17 protein-coding genes and 1 pseudogene are annotated in these 14,396 nt (G+C 66.8%); 12 read left to right on the top strand and 6 right to left on the bottom strand.

The annotated features are described in order from the left end of the window. Positions 1-25 precede the first annotated feature (25 nt). Positions 26-268, top strand: coding sequence for a hypothetical protein (locus MKK67_RS11565; RefSeq protein WP_243964563.1), 243 nt, complete (start codon positions 26-28; stop codon positions 266-268). Positions 269-314: 46 nt separating this feature from the next. Here MKK67_RS11565 and MKK67_RS11560 read toward each other — a convergent pair whose 3' ends face one another. The 5 genes from MKK67_RS11560 to MKK67_RS11540 form a co-directional block, all read right to left on the bottom strand. Beyond that, the gene (locus MKK67_RS11560) at positions 315-2,936 is read right to left on the bottom strand and encodes a transglycosylase SLT domain-containing protein (protein ID WP_243964562.1); all 2,622 of its coding nucleotides are present in this window, start codon (positions 2,934-2,936) and stop codon (positions 315-317) included. Between the two features lie 11 nt (positions 2,937-2,947). Further along, complete coding sequence (locus tag MKK67_RS11555; RefSeq protein ID WP_243964561.1) at positions 2,948-4,333, bottom strand: hypothetical protein; 1,386 nt, start codon at positions 4,331-4,333, stop codon at positions 2,948-2,950. Position 4,334: 1 nt separating this feature from the next. Continuing rightward, positions 4,335-5,006: a hypothetical protein gene (locus MKK67_RS11550; RefSeq protein ID WP_243964560.1), complete on the bottom strand. Its 672-nt coding sequence runs from the start codon at positions 5,004-5,006 to the stop codon at positions 4,335-4,337. After that, the gene (locus MKK67_RS11545; RefSeq protein ID WP_243964559.1) at positions 5,003-5,209 is read right to left on the bottom strand and encodes a hypothetical protein; all 207 of its coding nucleotides are present in this window, start codon (positions 5,207-5,209) and stop codon (positions 5,003-5,005) included. Before MKK67_RS11545 ends, MKK67_RS11550 begins: the two co-directional genes overlap by 4 nt. 136 nt (positions 5,210-5,345) lie before the next feature. Beyond that, complete coding sequence (locus tag MKK67_RS11540; protein WP_243964558.1) at positions 5,346-5,903, bottom strand: TraY domain-containing protein; 558 nt, start codon at positions 5,901-5,903, stop codon at positions 5,346-5,348. Positions 5,904-6,029: 126 nt separating this feature from the next. On the opposite strand from MKK67_RS11540, the gene MKK67_RS11535 reads away from it, so the two are divergent. The 11 genes from MKK67_RS11535 (at position 6,030) to terL (ending at position 14,011) form a co-directional block, all read left to right on the top strand. Next, positions 6,030-6,266, top strand: coding sequence for a hypothetical protein (locus tag MKK67_RS11535; RefSeq protein WP_243964557.1), 237 nt, complete (start codon positions 6,030-6,032; stop codon positions 6,264-6,266). A 281-nt stretch (positions 6,267-6,547) separates the two neighbouring features. After that, a complete protein-coding gene (locus tag MKK67_RS11530; protein WP_243964556.1) occupies positions 6,548-7,459 on the top strand; it encodes a hypothetical protein in 912 nt (303 codons plus the stop codon). Further along, positions 7,456-7,956, top strand: a complete 501-nt coding sequence (locus MKK67_RS11525; protein WP_243964555.1) for a hypothetical protein — start codon at positions 7,456-7,458, stop codon at positions 7,954-7,956. Before MKK67_RS11530 ends, MKK67_RS11525 begins: the two co-directional genes overlap by 4 nt. Beyond that, the gene (locus tag MKK67_RS11520) at positions 7,953-8,879 is read left to right on the top strand and encodes a toprim domain-containing protein (protein WP_243964554.1); all 927 of its coding nucleotides are present in this window, start codon (positions 7,953-7,955) and stop codon (positions 8,877-8,879) included. The genes MKK67_RS11525 and MKK67_RS11520 overlap by 4 nt, the downstream gene beginning before the upstream one ends. A gap of 83 nt (positions 8,880-8,962) precedes the next feature. Further along, entirely contained in the window at positions 8,963-10,327 is a 1,365-nt protein-coding gene (locus tag MKK67_RS11515) for a phage/plasmid primase, P4 family (protein ID WP_243964553.1), read from the top strand. A 133-nt stretch (positions 10,328-10,460) separates the two neighbouring features. Continuing rightward, entirely contained in the window at positions 10,461-10,721 is a 261-nt protein-coding gene (locus tag MKK67_RS11510; protein WP_243964552.1) for a hypothetical protein, read from the top strand. A gap of 12 nt (positions 10,722-10,733) precedes the next feature. Continuing rightward, a complete protein-coding gene (locus MKK67_RS11505; protein WP_243964551.1) occupies positions 10,734-11,363 on the top strand; it encodes a hypothetical protein in 630 nt (209 codons plus the stop codon). Then, positions 11,360-11,587, top strand: a complete 228-nt coding sequence (locus MKK67_RS11500; RefSeq protein ID WP_243964550.1) for a hypothetical protein — start codon at positions 11,360-11,362, stop codon at positions 11,585-11,587. Before MKK67_RS11505 ends, MKK67_RS11500 begins: the two co-directional genes overlap by 4 nt. 20 nt (positions 11,588-11,607) lie before the next feature. Next, positions 11,608-12,129, top strand: coding sequence for a hypothetical protein (locus tag MKK67_RS11495; RefSeq protein WP_243964549.1), 522 nt, complete (start codon positions 11,608-11,610; stop codon positions 12,127-12,129). 96 nt (positions 12,130-12,225) lie between these two features. Continuing rightward, a complete protein-coding gene (locus MKK67_RS11490) occupies positions 12,226-12,597 on the top strand; it encodes a hypothetical protein (protein ID WP_243964548.1) in 372 nt (123 codons plus the stop codon). Further along, a complete protein-coding gene (gene terL / locus MKK67_RS11485) occupies positions 12,482-14,011 on the top strand; it encodes a phage terminase large subunit (protein ID WP_243964547.1) in 1,530 nt (509 codons plus the stop codon). The genes MKK67_RS11490 and terL overlap by 116 nt, the downstream gene beginning before the upstream one ends. Before the next feature lie 6 nt (positions 14,012-14,017). On the opposite strand, the pseudogene MKK67_RS11480 reads toward terL, so the two are convergent. Continuing rightward, a pseudogene (locus MKK67_RS11480) lies at positions 14,018-14,396 on the bottom strand (flagellar protein); the annotation flags it as partial.

Here is a 14,396-nt window from a genome sequence, read left to right as displayed (position 1 = left end):
CGTCCCTCAGGATTGCGAGCGCGCCATGGCCGACGAAGACGTGCGTACCTCCCACCTCACAGTGGAGGAGTTCTGGTGGGCGAGCGCTTTTCTGGCGAAGGCCGTGTGCGCCCACATGCCCTTCCAGCAGCGCGCTGCTGCGCTCGCTGCGGTTGCCAGCACGCTTGATCAGGACGCCCGTGCCATGCCCGATGGCAACCGCATCCGAGCCATCCTGCTCGGGGCTTCGAAGCATGTCATGCACCTGGAGAGCGGGTCGGCCGATTAGCTCTGGGCGAGGGCCAAACAGGCGATCTTCGTTGAGATCCGCCATGTCAGTAACCCTCGCTGTGAAGCTGCTGGTAGGCCTGATCCTTGGTCATCCCGGCCCCCATGAGCTGCTGGAAGCGGGCTGCCGGGGCGACCGCGCCGGGGCGGTTCGAGGGCGACGGGGCCGGTAGGGCCGGGGCGCCGCTCTGGCCGCCGCCTGCCGCACCCTGCGCCGCGCCGGGACCAGATCCAGGGCGGTAATAGGTGCCCTCCCGGATCTGCGCCGCCTTGGCCTCGTTCTGCTGCTGGCGAAGCTGTGCCGCGTCGATCGCCCGCTGGTAGATCTTCACCCGCAGAGCATGCGGCAGGTTCGAGGAGCCGGCCACGTCGAGCAGGATCTTGCGCTCGCCCTCCGTCGGGTTGCCGCCGAAGATGGATTTTAGGTTCGTCAGGGCGTTCGTCGTGACGAGGTTGTCGAGCTCAAGCGTCGCCTGCCCCGCCTCGTTGCCGGGGATCAGGCTCATCGCCTTGCCGCGCTCGCTCGCCAAAGGACCAGCGTAGGCCTTGGCGGACAGCTCCTTGGCCTGTTCCAGCATGCCGATCGACGCCTGAGCCGAGAGCACCGCATTGTCGGCCGTGTCGATCGTCTTCTTGTCGCCGGCCGACATGTCGCGATCGGCGCCGATCTTCCCGGCCCCCACGAACGAGCGATAAGATGGCGTGCCCTCCACGAGGCCCAGCCCTGGCGCCGCCTCCCGGCGAGCATCCATCTGCGCCCGGAGCTTCGCGCCTTCGTACGCCCCTTCCCGGGCCGGCGCGGTGAATACCGGCTGGTTGGTGGTGGTGTCGAACAGCGTCGTCCCGGCCGAAACAGCCGTGGGTGCCCGCGGGTTGACGTAGAACGGTGCCCGCTCGCCCGGCGCGATGGCGGCGTTGCCGGGCGCCACGACGGTCGGCGTCAGCGGCTTGCGCAGCTCGTTCTGGTAATCGAGCAGCGTCCCGCCGAAACCCTGGCTGCGGGCCAGCATGTAGTTTTTCTGCAGCTCGGGCAGCTTGGTCTGTTCGAGCTCGTTCGCGAGCAGCGATTTCACCACTCCCGACTGAGCCTCCGAGAGACCCGGCAGCCCGGCAATCCGCATCAGCACGCCGATCCGCTGCTGCGAGCCGGGAGCGCCGACGGCACCGGCCTGGGCGATCGCGGGCGGAAGCCCGGCCTGTTCGAGGTGCTGCGGCGCCTGGGCCGAAACCTGGGCTCGAGCCTGCGGAGAGGGGCCGTCACCGTCCTGGCCCGGCAAGGCCATGACGCGAGACGGCGCAGCGCCCTGTCCAGGGCTGGGGAGCGTCGGCACGGCCTGCGGCCCGGCATTCAGCGCGGGCGGTGAGCCCGGGTCGGACGAGAGCGGCACCGCGCGCTGCGGGGCTGGCTGGAGCGGGCCACGCGGTTGCGGGGTGCTAGGCCCAGCCGGGAGTGACGCAATCGACCCAGCAGCAGAGCCCTGAGGCGCAGGCGGGATCCGGAACTCGGCCGGCTGGGCGTTCGGCACCGGCATGTCCGCCTGCGGATCTGCGGAGGCCATCGGGCGAGGAGCCTGAGCCGGAGCGCCGGCCTGCGGGACGATGCCGTACACGTCGCGGGGATACATCCCCATCCGCCCCTCAAGAGCCTGCGTCTGGGCTTCGTCATCGGCGAATTGCACCGGACGCTGCGCGGGCGCACCCTGTCCCTGCGGTCGACCGGGGTTGAGCCCTTGCACGGGCGCCAACGGCCGATTGAGCGGGCTCGGAGCCGAGGGCATGAAATCCGGATCCGCACTGGCGGTGCGGACCGGAGCTACCGGAGCCGGGGCACTCTGCCCGCCACCGCCGAACGAGCGCCCGAAATCCTGCATCACCTGGCCAGCGCTCTTGGGCGTGCCGTCGCGGTTGAAGAACACGTTCCGGTTGGCCGCGACCGCCTTCGGATCGGCGTAGTTCATCGCCGGCGCGTCGGGGTTGCGCAGGGTGCCGGCGATCAGGCGAGGGCCGCCACCAGCGCCGAGGAAGTGCAGCGCGTACCGCGTCGCATCGTTCACCGGCAGGCCGGATTTCGCCAGGATCCCTTCGTTGTCAGCAGTCAGGGCCTTAGTCGCGGCGATCATCTGCTGCGGGTCCGTGCGGCCGTCCGAGCCGGGACCCACGGGCGTCAGGCCGAGCTCCGGGTGCTGGCGGGCCGTGGCGTTCCAGGTCGAGGGGATGAACTGGCCGAGCCCGCGCGCCCCTGAGGTCGAGGCTTGAGCGTTCGGATTGTTGTTGCTCTCCCGCTTAAACAGGCCGGCGAGGTAGTCGCCCTGTGGCCCAGCCTGGTCGAGGAACGACGGCACCCCTCCGGCAGGCGCCGAGCCGCCGCCGGAAGCGCCGACAGGACCGCCGACACCGAAGCCACCGCCGCCGCCGTACAGCCCGCCAAGGCCGCCGAACGCGGCGTTGGCCTGCGCCGACTGCGCTTGGCCCTGCCCGAGCTTCAGTAGGTTGATGCCGGTTTGCAGATCGCCGGCCTTGAAGGCGGTTCCAGCCGCGCCGGAATAATCGCCGCCCTGAAGCTGCTCCCCGAGCTTCGAGAGCTGCGACTTCTGGTCTTCGCGGTCCTGCTGATCGCGCAGACTGCGCCCGAAACCGGAAAAGATCTGATAGAATTCGCCAGCCGACATCTGCACGCTTCCTATTTGAACAGCTTGGCGAAGCCGCTGATGCCGCCGCCATCGATGAAGCTCTGGCCAAGGCCTCCCAGCGCACCAAGCAAGTTGCTGCTGGCCGCCATCTGGTTTTTGGCTTCGGTGTTCGAGTTGTCGACGTACATCTTCGTGGCATTGCCGATGGCGTTCGACTCCTGATTGCCCAGGTTCATCAAGTTCGCGCCGGCCTGCCCGTAGACGCCGAGAGTGTTTGACCCTTGGCTCGTCGCGAGGTTGGCCATGCCCGACCCGAAACCGCTGTCGAGCGAAGAGAGGCCGGATCCGAGACCCACGTTCGAAGTGTTCAGGGCAGTGCCCATGTTTTGGTACAGGCCGCCCAGCGCACCGCCTTGGCCGATGAATGCGTTGCCCTGCGCGTTCGCGAGCCCGGTGGCGTTGGCGTTGAGTTGATTGCCAAGGTTCTGACTGTTGCTGGCAAGCTGGTTGCCCAGCCCAGTCGAGATGTTGGCGAGCTGCCCGCCCTGCTGCGTGCCGAGGCTGGCCAGCGCGTTGCCGTAGTTCTGGCTGGCGTTGCCTTGAAGTGCGAGCCCCTGCGCCTGACCCGCAAGCCCGGTCGTGTTCATCCCGACAGCGGTCTGGAGGTTGTTGACGTACTGCTGATAGCCCTGAGCCGCTAAGCCATTCGCAGTCGACAAAATATCCGAGGTCGCATTGCCGCCCGCGAGTCCGCCACGGGCTGCCGCAGAGCGCTGTATCGCGCCCAGCGCTTGATCTTGCTGGTATGCATACCCGGGCGCTTGCTGAAACGCCTGTAGGGCCTGCGCAGAGCCGGAAGCGCCATTGCCGCCGATCGCGTTCATGTACTCGGGGACCGAAGCGGCGGTCTGAGCCACCAGCGGCGCGTATCCGGTCGAGATCCCCTGAAGATAACCCTGCGTCGGGCTGTACTGAGCCGTCAGGTCAGCGCGCGCCTGGCCGTAGCCAGACGAGATGTCGCTCCGGGCCTGACCGTACTGGGATTGCAGGTAGTCGTTGGCGAGCCCGTATTGGCCCTGGAGGTCGCTACGACCCTGGCCGTAGCCAGCACCGAGCGCGCCCTGCGCGGCGGCATAGCCCGCGTTGATCGCGTCCTGCGCCTGGCCGTACCCCTGGCCGAGCGCGCCCTGGCCGGCACCGTAGCCGTTGCCGAGATCCGTCCGCGACATGTCGAACCCCGTGCCGAGGTTCGTGTTGGCGGTGCTGTACCCCTGACCGAGGGCATTCAGCCCCTGCCCGAGCAGGTAATTGTTGGCGCTTGTCGCGTTGTCGCCGAGCGCCGTCGTCTGCTGGTTCAGACCGGTGTTGATGGTCTGGATGTTGTTCTTGTAGGCGGTCTTTGCAGCCCCGCCCGTAATTGCGTCGAAGAGGGCCACGTCAGTGCACCTTCATGCTGGAGGAGGCGGGCACGTCGGCGGCCGTGGCGGCGGCGGACGAACGGGGCGCAAGCCAGGGGCAATCCGGGCCGGTCATCGCCCAAACCTGCGCATCGATGGCGCCACGAAAGAAACGGCGGGCGGTGCCCTCGAACCGGAACCGGGCGCGGCGGGCGAGGTCGGAGAGGTCGGGCCTGTCGGCCGGGATCCGGACCACGACACGGCAAAGACCAAGGCCGAAGAAAGCCCAGCGGCACACATCGACGATCAGCGAGCGCGTAAGCACGCCTTTCTCGGCGAGAACAATCAGCTCAGCCTCGTTGTCGGGATGCGGACTATGCAGCACGAACAGGGCGCCGCGGCCGAGATCCGGGCGGACGAAGCGGGCCCAGGTCGGCTCGTAGCCGAGCGCCCGACCGGCGCCGTTGACCCAGGCCCCGACCTGTTCGGGCCTGTCGTCCAGCTCGACGACAGCGCGCCCGGTCGGCTGCGCATAGGGACGGAGGGCCTGCACCATCCGCTCGTGTCGGCTCTGCACGGCCAACTCAGTCGGCGCCTGCGGCCACACATCTCGCGGGTCGACGCCGGCCTCGCGCAGGATCCCCTCCAGCGTCATGCCCTCGTCGGCCTGGTCGGCGCGGTCGGCCTCGCCCGAGGCGTCGGCGGCGCTCACGCGGCAGCCTGCATCGCGGCGGCCGGGCCGGCGGCCGGCGGGTCGGGCTGATCCGTCCGGCGGATCGAGGCGAGGCCGACCGCGAGCGCGGTTCGCGTCGCGACGGACAGGCGGACACCGCCGGCTTGGGCGGCGGCGTCGAGATCCCGGCGCAGGGCGGCCGGGAGGCGAAGGTTCAGAACACGATCTTGAGCAATGCGCACGTCGAAACTCCACGAGCGGAAGCACTCGCGGAATTAAGCACAGTTGATGGGTTTGTGTTACAAGTCATTGCGATGCTTTGCGTGCCTCGGGCGCAAGCAACGCACTGAGAGCCTGTCGTACCAATAAATCTGCAACTCAGCTTTCTTTTTCGCCAGCGCCAGCCCTGCGCTCGGCAGCTCCATGAGCAATTTGCGCCAACGCGCCGGTGGCTGGCGGTTCCGCTGCAATGCGCGCTCTGAAGGACGAATAGCTCTCAGGCATTTGGCGGAATAGCCGAGGGATTTCACCAAGCAGCTCGCGCTCTGCGGCGTCTCGGGTCTCTTGATCGTCACGAATGCTTTTACCGCGCTCCCGCTCGACGCGATGTATGGCACCGGCCAGCGCCCCCCAAAACAGAAATAAGTCGTCACCTCCACAGACTTCAATGAGATGCTTCTCGTTCATGTCGGCAAGTGTTTGATATCTGCCGATCAAATCCGCCGTGGCATTGGCAAAAGTTTTCCCAGACTGCTCAATGGTCTGCTCGATTATGCTCTGAAATTCAAATGATCGCTCAAGTCTGATTTCCAGTTCTTGAGCAAGTGAACGCCCAGACTGCTCCGCGGCCTTTTCAAGCCGATCGCGCGTCTCTCGGGTGGTCCGCATGTTGAGCGGGATGCGCTTCCCCTCACCCTCCGGCAGCTTCTTCGGCATTTCGTGCCCCTGGCGTCCCTCACGTATCCTGCGTCACCTAGCACGCAGAACTGTTGACACGCAAGCCGTCCCCGCCATATCACTAGGCATGTTGCGTCACTGGTGACGCAGAACGGGAGGGTTCCTATGAGCCTCGACGATGTGGTCCGCAGGGCGCGCGAAGGTCTTCCGGTGAAGGTGCCGGCCCTAGCTGAGGCGAGCGGGCGGTCCCGCAACGCCCTCTATCAGGCGATCAAGCGGGGCGAGTTGGAGGCTGTGTGGCTCGGCCGCGCCGCCGTTGTGCCTGGGGACGCTGCGCTTCGGCTGCTCGGCATGAAGCCGAACGTCTCGGCCCCGCAGGCTTCTGAGCCCCTCGCGGCCTGACCCCACGCAATCGGCGGGGCGCACCCCTGCCGTGCCGGTCATGACGGCGCCGAACCGGCCGGCGCCTCAACCAGGACCCCGAAAATGAAGAACCCCGCGCATCGCGGGGCGACGGCAGGGCTCTCAAATGCAGCTGTGGCGGCTTGCGAAGAGAGATTTACGGCGCCTCGCCCCCTTCGGCAAGATCTATTCGTTGCCCGCCGCTTCGGAATTCCGCCGGCCACCGCCGCGGTGATTGCCGAGTTGGCGTTCGCGCAGACCGATAGCTGGAGGGCGCGAGCATGAGCTCCCCCGCCCTCACCCCGGCTTATGATGCATGCTCTATAAAGCGGTCGCGTCGGTCCAAGTCCGACGTCTCCGACCTCAAGCAGGCCATCTACGACATCGTCGCCGCCGACCAGCCGATGACGGTGCGGCAGGTGTTCTATCAGCTCGTCCACCGCGGGCTGATCGAGAAGAGCGAGGCGCAGTACCAGCAGACGGTTGTGCGCTTGCTCACCAGCATGCGGATCGAGGGCGAGCTGCCGTTCGCCTGGATCGTTGACCACAGCCGACGCCGCCTCGTCACGGCGACCCAGACCAGCATGGCCGAGGCGGTGGAGGACACCGCCCGGTTCTACCGGAAGAGCGCCCTGAGGGACGCGCCGGCCTACGTCGAGATCTGGGTCGAGAAGGACGCCCTGTCCGGCATCATGTGGGACGTCACGTCCGTGTACGACGTGCCGCTGCTGTCCTCGAAGGGCATGCCATCGATCACCTACCTGCACACGACCGCGGAGCAGATGAAGTGGGAGTGGGCGGTCCGCGACCGGCCGACGTACCTCTACCAGTTCGGCGACCATGACCCGACCGGGGCCCTGATCCCGAAGACCATCGAGGCGCGTCTGCGGGAATTCTGCCCCGACGTCGAATTCACGATGGAGCGGGTGGCGCTGACCGAAGCGCAGATCACCGAGCACCGGCTGCCGACCCGGCCGACGAAGCGCGAGGGCAACCGCCACGCCAAAGGGTTCGAGGGCGAGAGCGTCGAGTTGGACGCGCTGCACCCCCGCACCCTGAAGGCGATGGTGACGGAGGTGATCGAGCGGCACATCCCCGCCTCGGCGCTCGCCGCCCTACGGGTCGCAGAGGAGTCGGAGCGGGAGCACCTGCGTGCTTGGGGCGCCCGGTTCGACGAGGGAGGCCGGGCATGACGATGCCGCGCCCGATCCCCGCCAGCGTCCGCACGCTCTTGCCCCTCTGCGGCGCCGAGAACGACCACGAAGCCCTCGGCGCCTGCCGGGGCGTCGGCCGGAAGCTGCAGGCCGCCGGCCTCGACTGGCACGACCTCGCCGCCGCGATCCCGATCAATAGAGCTGAGTTGTCGGAGCGCCGCGACATGTCCCGCCAGCGGGACAATTTGGGCGCCGGCGCCCAATCTGAATTTTCTCGGCGCCGAGAAAAACCAACCGGCGCCGGTTGGATCCGGCCGTTCAACACCTACGCCTTCCGCCGGATCTACACGCCCCGCCAGGAAGCCGAGCATCGCGCCCGCGTGCGCTTCTGCCAGAGCCGCCCATGGCACCTGACGGAATGGGAGCGAGGGTTCCTCGACAACCTCGCTCGACTGCACGGCAACCTCTCAATCCGCCAGGGCGACCGTCTCGCCGCCCTCACCGACCGCCTTGAACAGGAGGCGCGTCGCGCATGATCGTCACCGACCTCCGTCAGATTACAGATCGGTTCGGTGGCGAGGTACGCGGCCACCGCGCCTACGTCCCCGGTCCCGGTCATAGCCGCGAGGATCGCAGCCTCGCCGTCTGGCTGTGCGAGACCTCGCCCCTCGGGGTGATGACGCACAGCTTCGCGGGCGATCCCTGGCCGGCGTGCAACGACTACATCGCCGCCGGTGTCGGCGCCGGCCCCGATTACTGGCGCTCGGCCCGGAAGCCCGATCCGGCCGAGATCCAGCGCTTGGTCGAGGCCCGCCGTCGATCCGAGGCCCGAGCACGCGCTGCGGCTGCTCGTCGGCAGGCCAGCGCCCGCGCTATCTGCCGCGAGGGCCAGAACCCGATCGGCACCGTGGTCGAGTTGCATCTCAACCGTCGGCGGCTCGCGCTGCCGGCTGAGGTCGCTGGCACGGCGCTGTTCTACCATCCGGCCTGCCCCTGGGAGCAGGGCACCGCACCCGCCCAGATCGCCCCCCTCACCTGCATCGCCACCGGCCGCGTCATCGGGGTTCACCGGACCGCGCTTGCGCCGGACGGGACCAAGCTCGGACGGAAGATGCTCGGCACCGCCGAGGGGGCCGCGGTGATGCTCGACCCTGTGTCGGCCGTCACCAGCACCCTGCACGTCGCCGAGGGGATCGAGACCGCCCTCGCCGCCCGCGAGCATTACGGCCTCACCCCGATCTGGGCGCTCGGCACCTCCGGCGGCATCGGGCGCCTGCCCGTGCTGCCCGACGTCCAGCGCCTGGTCGTGATCGGCGAGAACGACGGCGGCGCCAGCCGCAAGGCCATTGAGGCGGTCGGCGCACGTTGGCACGCCGCCGGCCGCAACATCGAAATCGTGTGGCCTCCCGAGGGGGTCAAAGACCTGAACGATGCCGTGATGGGAGGCGCCTCAGCATGAGTCTGAGCGAGCACGATCAGCATGCCGAAGACATTCGGCGCGAGACGTTCAAACCGCAGGGCGACCGCCCCGGCGACCCGACCTTGGCGGCGGCCGTCGCCGCGCTTGCGGGTGAGATCCTGTCGGAGGACCGGGTTGCTGTCGAATTCATCCGCCGTCACGGTGCACGGGTTCGATACGACCACTCCGTCGGATCGTGGTTCATCTTCGACGGCCAGAGGTGGCAGCAGGATAAGACCCGCCGCGCCTTCGCGTGGACCCGGGATCTTGCCCGCGAGATGGCCATCGACGAGTCCGCAGGCACCAAGCGGGGCGCCGGCCGCGCCGCCTTCGCGAAGGGGGTCGAGGAGCACGCCAGCCGCGATCAGGGGGTTGCCGTCGTCACCGACGACTGGGACCGCGACCTGTTCCTCCTCGGCACCCCGGCGGGGACGGTGGACCTACGAACCGGCGCTATCCGGCCGCCCAGACCCGAAGACCTCATCACCAAGAACACCGCGGTTGCGCCCGCCGCTCGCGCCGATTGCCCGCGATGGGTGCTGTTCTTGGAGGAGGCGACCGGAGGCGACGAGGAGTTGATGCGCTTCCTGCAGCAGTGGGCCGGTTACAACTTGACCGGCTCGACGCAGGAGCAATCCCTCGCCTTCCTCTACGGGCCGGGCGGCAACGGCAAGTCCGTGTTCGCCAACATCGTCGGCGGCGTCATGGGCGATTACGCCAAGGTCGCGGGGCTGGAGACGTTCACTGCCTCGCCCCACGAGCGGCATCCCGAGGAGCTTGCCGCCCTGGCCGGCGCCCGCATGGTGTCGGCTTCTGAGACCGAGGCCGGGAAGCGGTGGGCCGAGGCTCGGGTGAAGTCCCTCACCGGCGGCGAGACCATCCGCGCCCGGTTCATGCGGCAGAACAGCTTCGAGTTCCGGCCGCAGTTCAAGCTGACGGTGCTCGGCAACTACGCCCCTGCGATCACCAACCTCGATGACGCGATCCGGCGCCGCTTCCTGATCCTGCCGTTCATCCGCAAGCCCGCGCACCCGGATCCGACGCTGGAGGAACAGCTCCGCGCCGAGTGGCCCGGCATCCTGCGCTGGATGATCGACGGCTGCTTGGACTGGCAGCAAAACGGACTCTGCAAGCCTGCCTCCGTAGTGGCCGCGACGCAGGACTACTTCGCCGATCAGGACGTCTTCGGGCAGTTCTTGGACGAGCAGTGCGATGTGGAGCGCGACAACATCAACAAGTTCGAGGCCAAGGTCGTGCTGTTCAACGCCTGGACCGATTACGCCAAGGCGGCGGGGGAAATGCCCGGTACGGGCAAGACCTTCAAGGAGTCGATGCGCCGACGCGGCTTCCCAGAGCCGGTGCAGATCAAGGCCATCAGGACCAAGGGATACCGCGGCATCCGCCTGAATTCGCCAGCCGAACATGGCCGTCACGGAGGCGACCGATGAGGTTTCAGGTTTCCAAAATTTCGGAAACTTCCCCATCCTCCCTATACGTGTACGTGCGCGCGTTCACGGATAAACGGGTGGTTTCTAAAACCTGGAAACCGTGGCGCGGTCATTTTCTGCCGTGGTGGCGTCAATGATGCCCCCTGCAGACCGTTGGGGGCCGTTCGCCGCTGGCCTCGATCCTGCCGAGCAACGCGCCCGTCTTCGTGCCCTGCGCCAGACTGCTCGACTCCTGATCGGACCGCGCGGTGCGAACCTCTGCCGGCTCCTCGCCCAGGCCGAAGCCGATCCGGCCGCGCTGGAGCCCGCCTGCCGCGCCCTCGACGCTCTCGCCGCCACGGATCGCCGCCAGATCCTGGCGTCCTACGCCGCCCTTGCTCGATCAGCAGCCTGAAGGACGAACCTCATGCAGATAGATTGGTCTTGGCTGGCGGAGCGGGCGCCTGCGGCCATCAGCATCGCGAAGGACATCACTGTCGCTGGAGCGGCCATCAGCACGGCGATCGTAGGATGGAAAGCACTTGGGAAATGGCGCGATGAGACATTGGGTAAGCGCAGATTGGAACTTGCAGAGGATATTCTCGCAACATTCTATCAAATGCACGAGATCATCCGGAACGCTCGTGTTCGAGTCATAGATGCTCGTGAAGCAGTCAATGAAGATGGTTCTCCAAGCGAAATTGCAATGAACACATATTACGCTCCAATAATTAGGTTTCATAAGTCTGCGGACAAAATTGCTGAGTTCAGAACAAAGCGTCATCGCGCCGCAGCTGTATTTGGACGTCAGGCGGTAGAGTCCTGGAGTGCGATTGAGAGAATTCTTACCGAGATTGATATTGCCTGCGGAGTCTTGTTGGCTTTGGAAAGTGATAAGTTGCACCCTCACGACAAAAATGCTGACTTCTATGTCGAGCAAAGGCGAATAGCATTTCAGTGTATTGATGATGATCCAATAGAACCGCGTATTGTGTCTGCTATACAAACTATCGAAGCCATTTGCCGCCCAATCATTCAGGCATCGGTGCGCTCATGACTTCACGCGAGCAGGCTGCATTCGCCGCCGGCATCGAGACCGCCCGGCAGATGGCGCTCACTGCGGCCGTGACGCTGGAGGTTCGAGACGACGCCCGCGAGGTTCGCCAGCAAGCCGCTGCCGCAGCGCTTCAGGGTCTCGCGGCCGGGCTCAAGGTCGCGTTCCTCGAACTACAGGTCGTGCCCGATATCGGGCACGGCGGCGACGACACGCGCCGCTTATGACGCAGCCTGAAGGAGCCGCCATGTCCGACCCCGACCAACCTGTGACCGCGACGCCAGAAGCAGTCCGTAAGGCTTTCGCGACATGCACCACGGACGCCTTGCGGATGTTTCGCAACACGGTCGGTCAGTGCGTCGGGCTATGCGCGGCCATCTCGTGGCGTCTCACCGAGGATGGCGTCCCGAACAAAGTCGCGCTGGGGTCGCTGTCCTGCGGGGGTGTCCCGGCGTTCGAGTATAGCGGCCCGTTCGTGACCGATGGATCCAGCCCGGTCGACTGGGACGGGCACGCCTGGATCGAGTTCCCCGGCGGCATCATTGGCGAGCCATCCCTGCTGCGCACGGCCAAGGCAGCTCCTCGACAAAGCAACCTGCGGCAGAGCCTGGAGCGGCAGGGCGTCATCGACAAAGGCGCATTCATTCTGCCGGGAAGAGACACGCTTGCAGTCTTCGGCCTGAAGTACACGCGGATGGCCTATCTGGCCGAGGGTGATTTCGACCCCCTGATCCACGGGCTGATCGCCACGAACAACGCGTCACCGTGAACCCGTTTGGGATCGAACCCTTGCCCCCTGTTCATGCCCCTGCTCTGAGGGCACATAGCAACGGCTAAACTTCATCACGATTGTTGAGACGAGACCATGTCGACCCCGCCCCCCGGCAAGCGTTTTTCCGCCGGCCAGTCCGGTAATCCTGGCGGTCGCCCGCGCCTGCCCGACGACGTGAAGCAGCTTGCCCGCGGCTACACGCGCGAAGCCCTCGAAACCCTGGCCGGCGTCATGCGCAACGACGACGCCCCAGCCGCGGCCCGCGTCACCGCCGCCAGCCACATCCTCGACCGGGCCTGGGGCAAGCCTGCCCAGCACCTCACCGTCGACCCCGTAGGAGACCTGTCCGATGCCGAGCTTGGGTCAGAACTCGCCGCAGCCGTCGAGCAGCTTCGACGTCTCGGCCGCGCGGGAGCGGGTGAGGCTGCTGACGATGGAGGCGAAGCGCCGCCAACGGCGCACTGACATCCAGGACTCGATGGTGGCGTGGTCGGTGGCCGCTGGCTACACGCCGGCTCACCACCACGAGGTGCTGATCGCCGAGCTCGAACTGCTGGAGTCCGACGACGAGATCGACACCCTGTTGGTGTTCATGCCGCCTGGCTCGGGCAAGAGCATCTACACCAACCACCTGTTTCCGGCCTGGTACGTGGCCCGCCACCCCGACCGGAACGTGCTCACCGCCTCGCACAGCTCAGAATTGGCCGAGCGGTTCGGGCGCAAGACCCGCAACCTGATCGTGGAGCACGGCCAGGACCTCGGCGTCAGCCTGTCCGATGACAGCCAGGCGGCAAACCGCTGGGCGACCACGGCCGGCGGCGAGTACTACGCCGTGGGCGTGGGTGTAGGCATTGCCGGCTTCAGGGCCGACCTTGGCATCATCGACGACCCGTTCGGCAGCCGCGAGGACGCGGAGAGCCGGCGCATGCGGGATCGGACCTGGGATTGGTACTCGGACGACTTCTCCACCCGTCTCAAGCCTGGGGCGAAGAAGGTCATCATGCACACCCGCTGGCATGACGACGACTTGGCCGGCCGTATCATCCGGCAGCTCGACGGCATCGCCCGCCCCTACCGCGTGCTGTCCCTGCCGGCGCAGGCTGGGCTCGGCGATCCGCTTGGGCGCTCGCTCGGCGAGTTCCTCTGGGACGACGGCGACTACGGCTACGGCGCTCAGCTGCGTCGTCGCAAGGAGGAGGTCGACACCCGCACCTGGGCGAGCCTGTACCAGCAGGTGCCGGTACCGGAGGGCGGTAGCTACTTCGAGCGCGAGTGGATCAAGCCGAGCAAGGGCTCGCCGGCGCGCGAGGGCCTGAACGTCTACGGGGCGTCCGATTACGCCGTGACCCGGGACGGCGGCGACTACACGGTCCACGTCGTCGTGGGCCTCGACCCGGACGGCAACATGCACGTGCTCGACCTCTGGCGGAAACAGGCCGACAGCGCCGAGTGGATCAGCGCCTGGTGCGATCTCGTGAAGAAGTGGCGCCCGCTCGAGTGGGCTGAGGAAGGCGGCCAGATCCGCGCCTCGCTCGGTCCCATGATCGAGGCGGCCGCCCGCGAGCAAAAGGCCTACGTGCCGCGGCGCCAGTTTCCGACGCGCGGTGACAAGGCTGTTCGGGCTCAGAGCATCCGCGCCCGCATGTCCATGCGAGGACTCTACATCCCGGGCGACGCCCCTTGGCGGAAGGATTTCGAGGCCGAGCTGCTGCGCTTCCCCGCCGGTGTGCATGACGACATGGTCGATGCCATTGGTCTCATCGGTCAGCTGCTCGACCGCGTCCGGCCGGGCGTCGCTCCGAAGGCGCCACCCAAGCCGAACGACGGTCTCAGCGGCTACAAGGCGATGCGCTCTGGTGGAGGATCCTGGCGGGTGTAGGCATCCGATCGCAAACCCCGAGATGCCCAGCGACTGACGGGTCGACAGGGCCTGCGAGTTCGCAGCTTCCTGGTTCAGATCCGCCGCCGTCAGGTTCGACGCGCCCGTGTCGCGCCCGTTGATCAGGTTCTTGCTGAAGTCCTTGCGGTTCTGCACCACAGACAGGTTCGAACCGCAGGTCGAAGCATCGGTGCGCAGCTGGCTGGACGCGGTCGTCAACTTGCCCAGGGTGGTGTTGATGTCCCCGTTGAGCAGGAAGCTCCCCTGCCCGACCGTCGAGGTCTTGGCCGAGGTGCTGGTGATCGAGGTCAGGCCCAGGCCGCTCGAGGTCTCGTCGGTGGCCGTGACCGTGAGGTTCGAGTTGCCCTTCGGGTTGAACTTGATC

This window comes from Methylobacterium sp. J-072 (assembly GCF_022829425.1).
Lineage (GTDB): Bacteria > Pseudomonadota > Alphaproteobacteria > Rhizobiales > Beijerinckiaceae > Methylobacterium.
The sequence above is the reverse complement of the archived record's forward strand: the minus strand, read 5'-3'. Positions and strand labels throughout refer to the sequence as shown.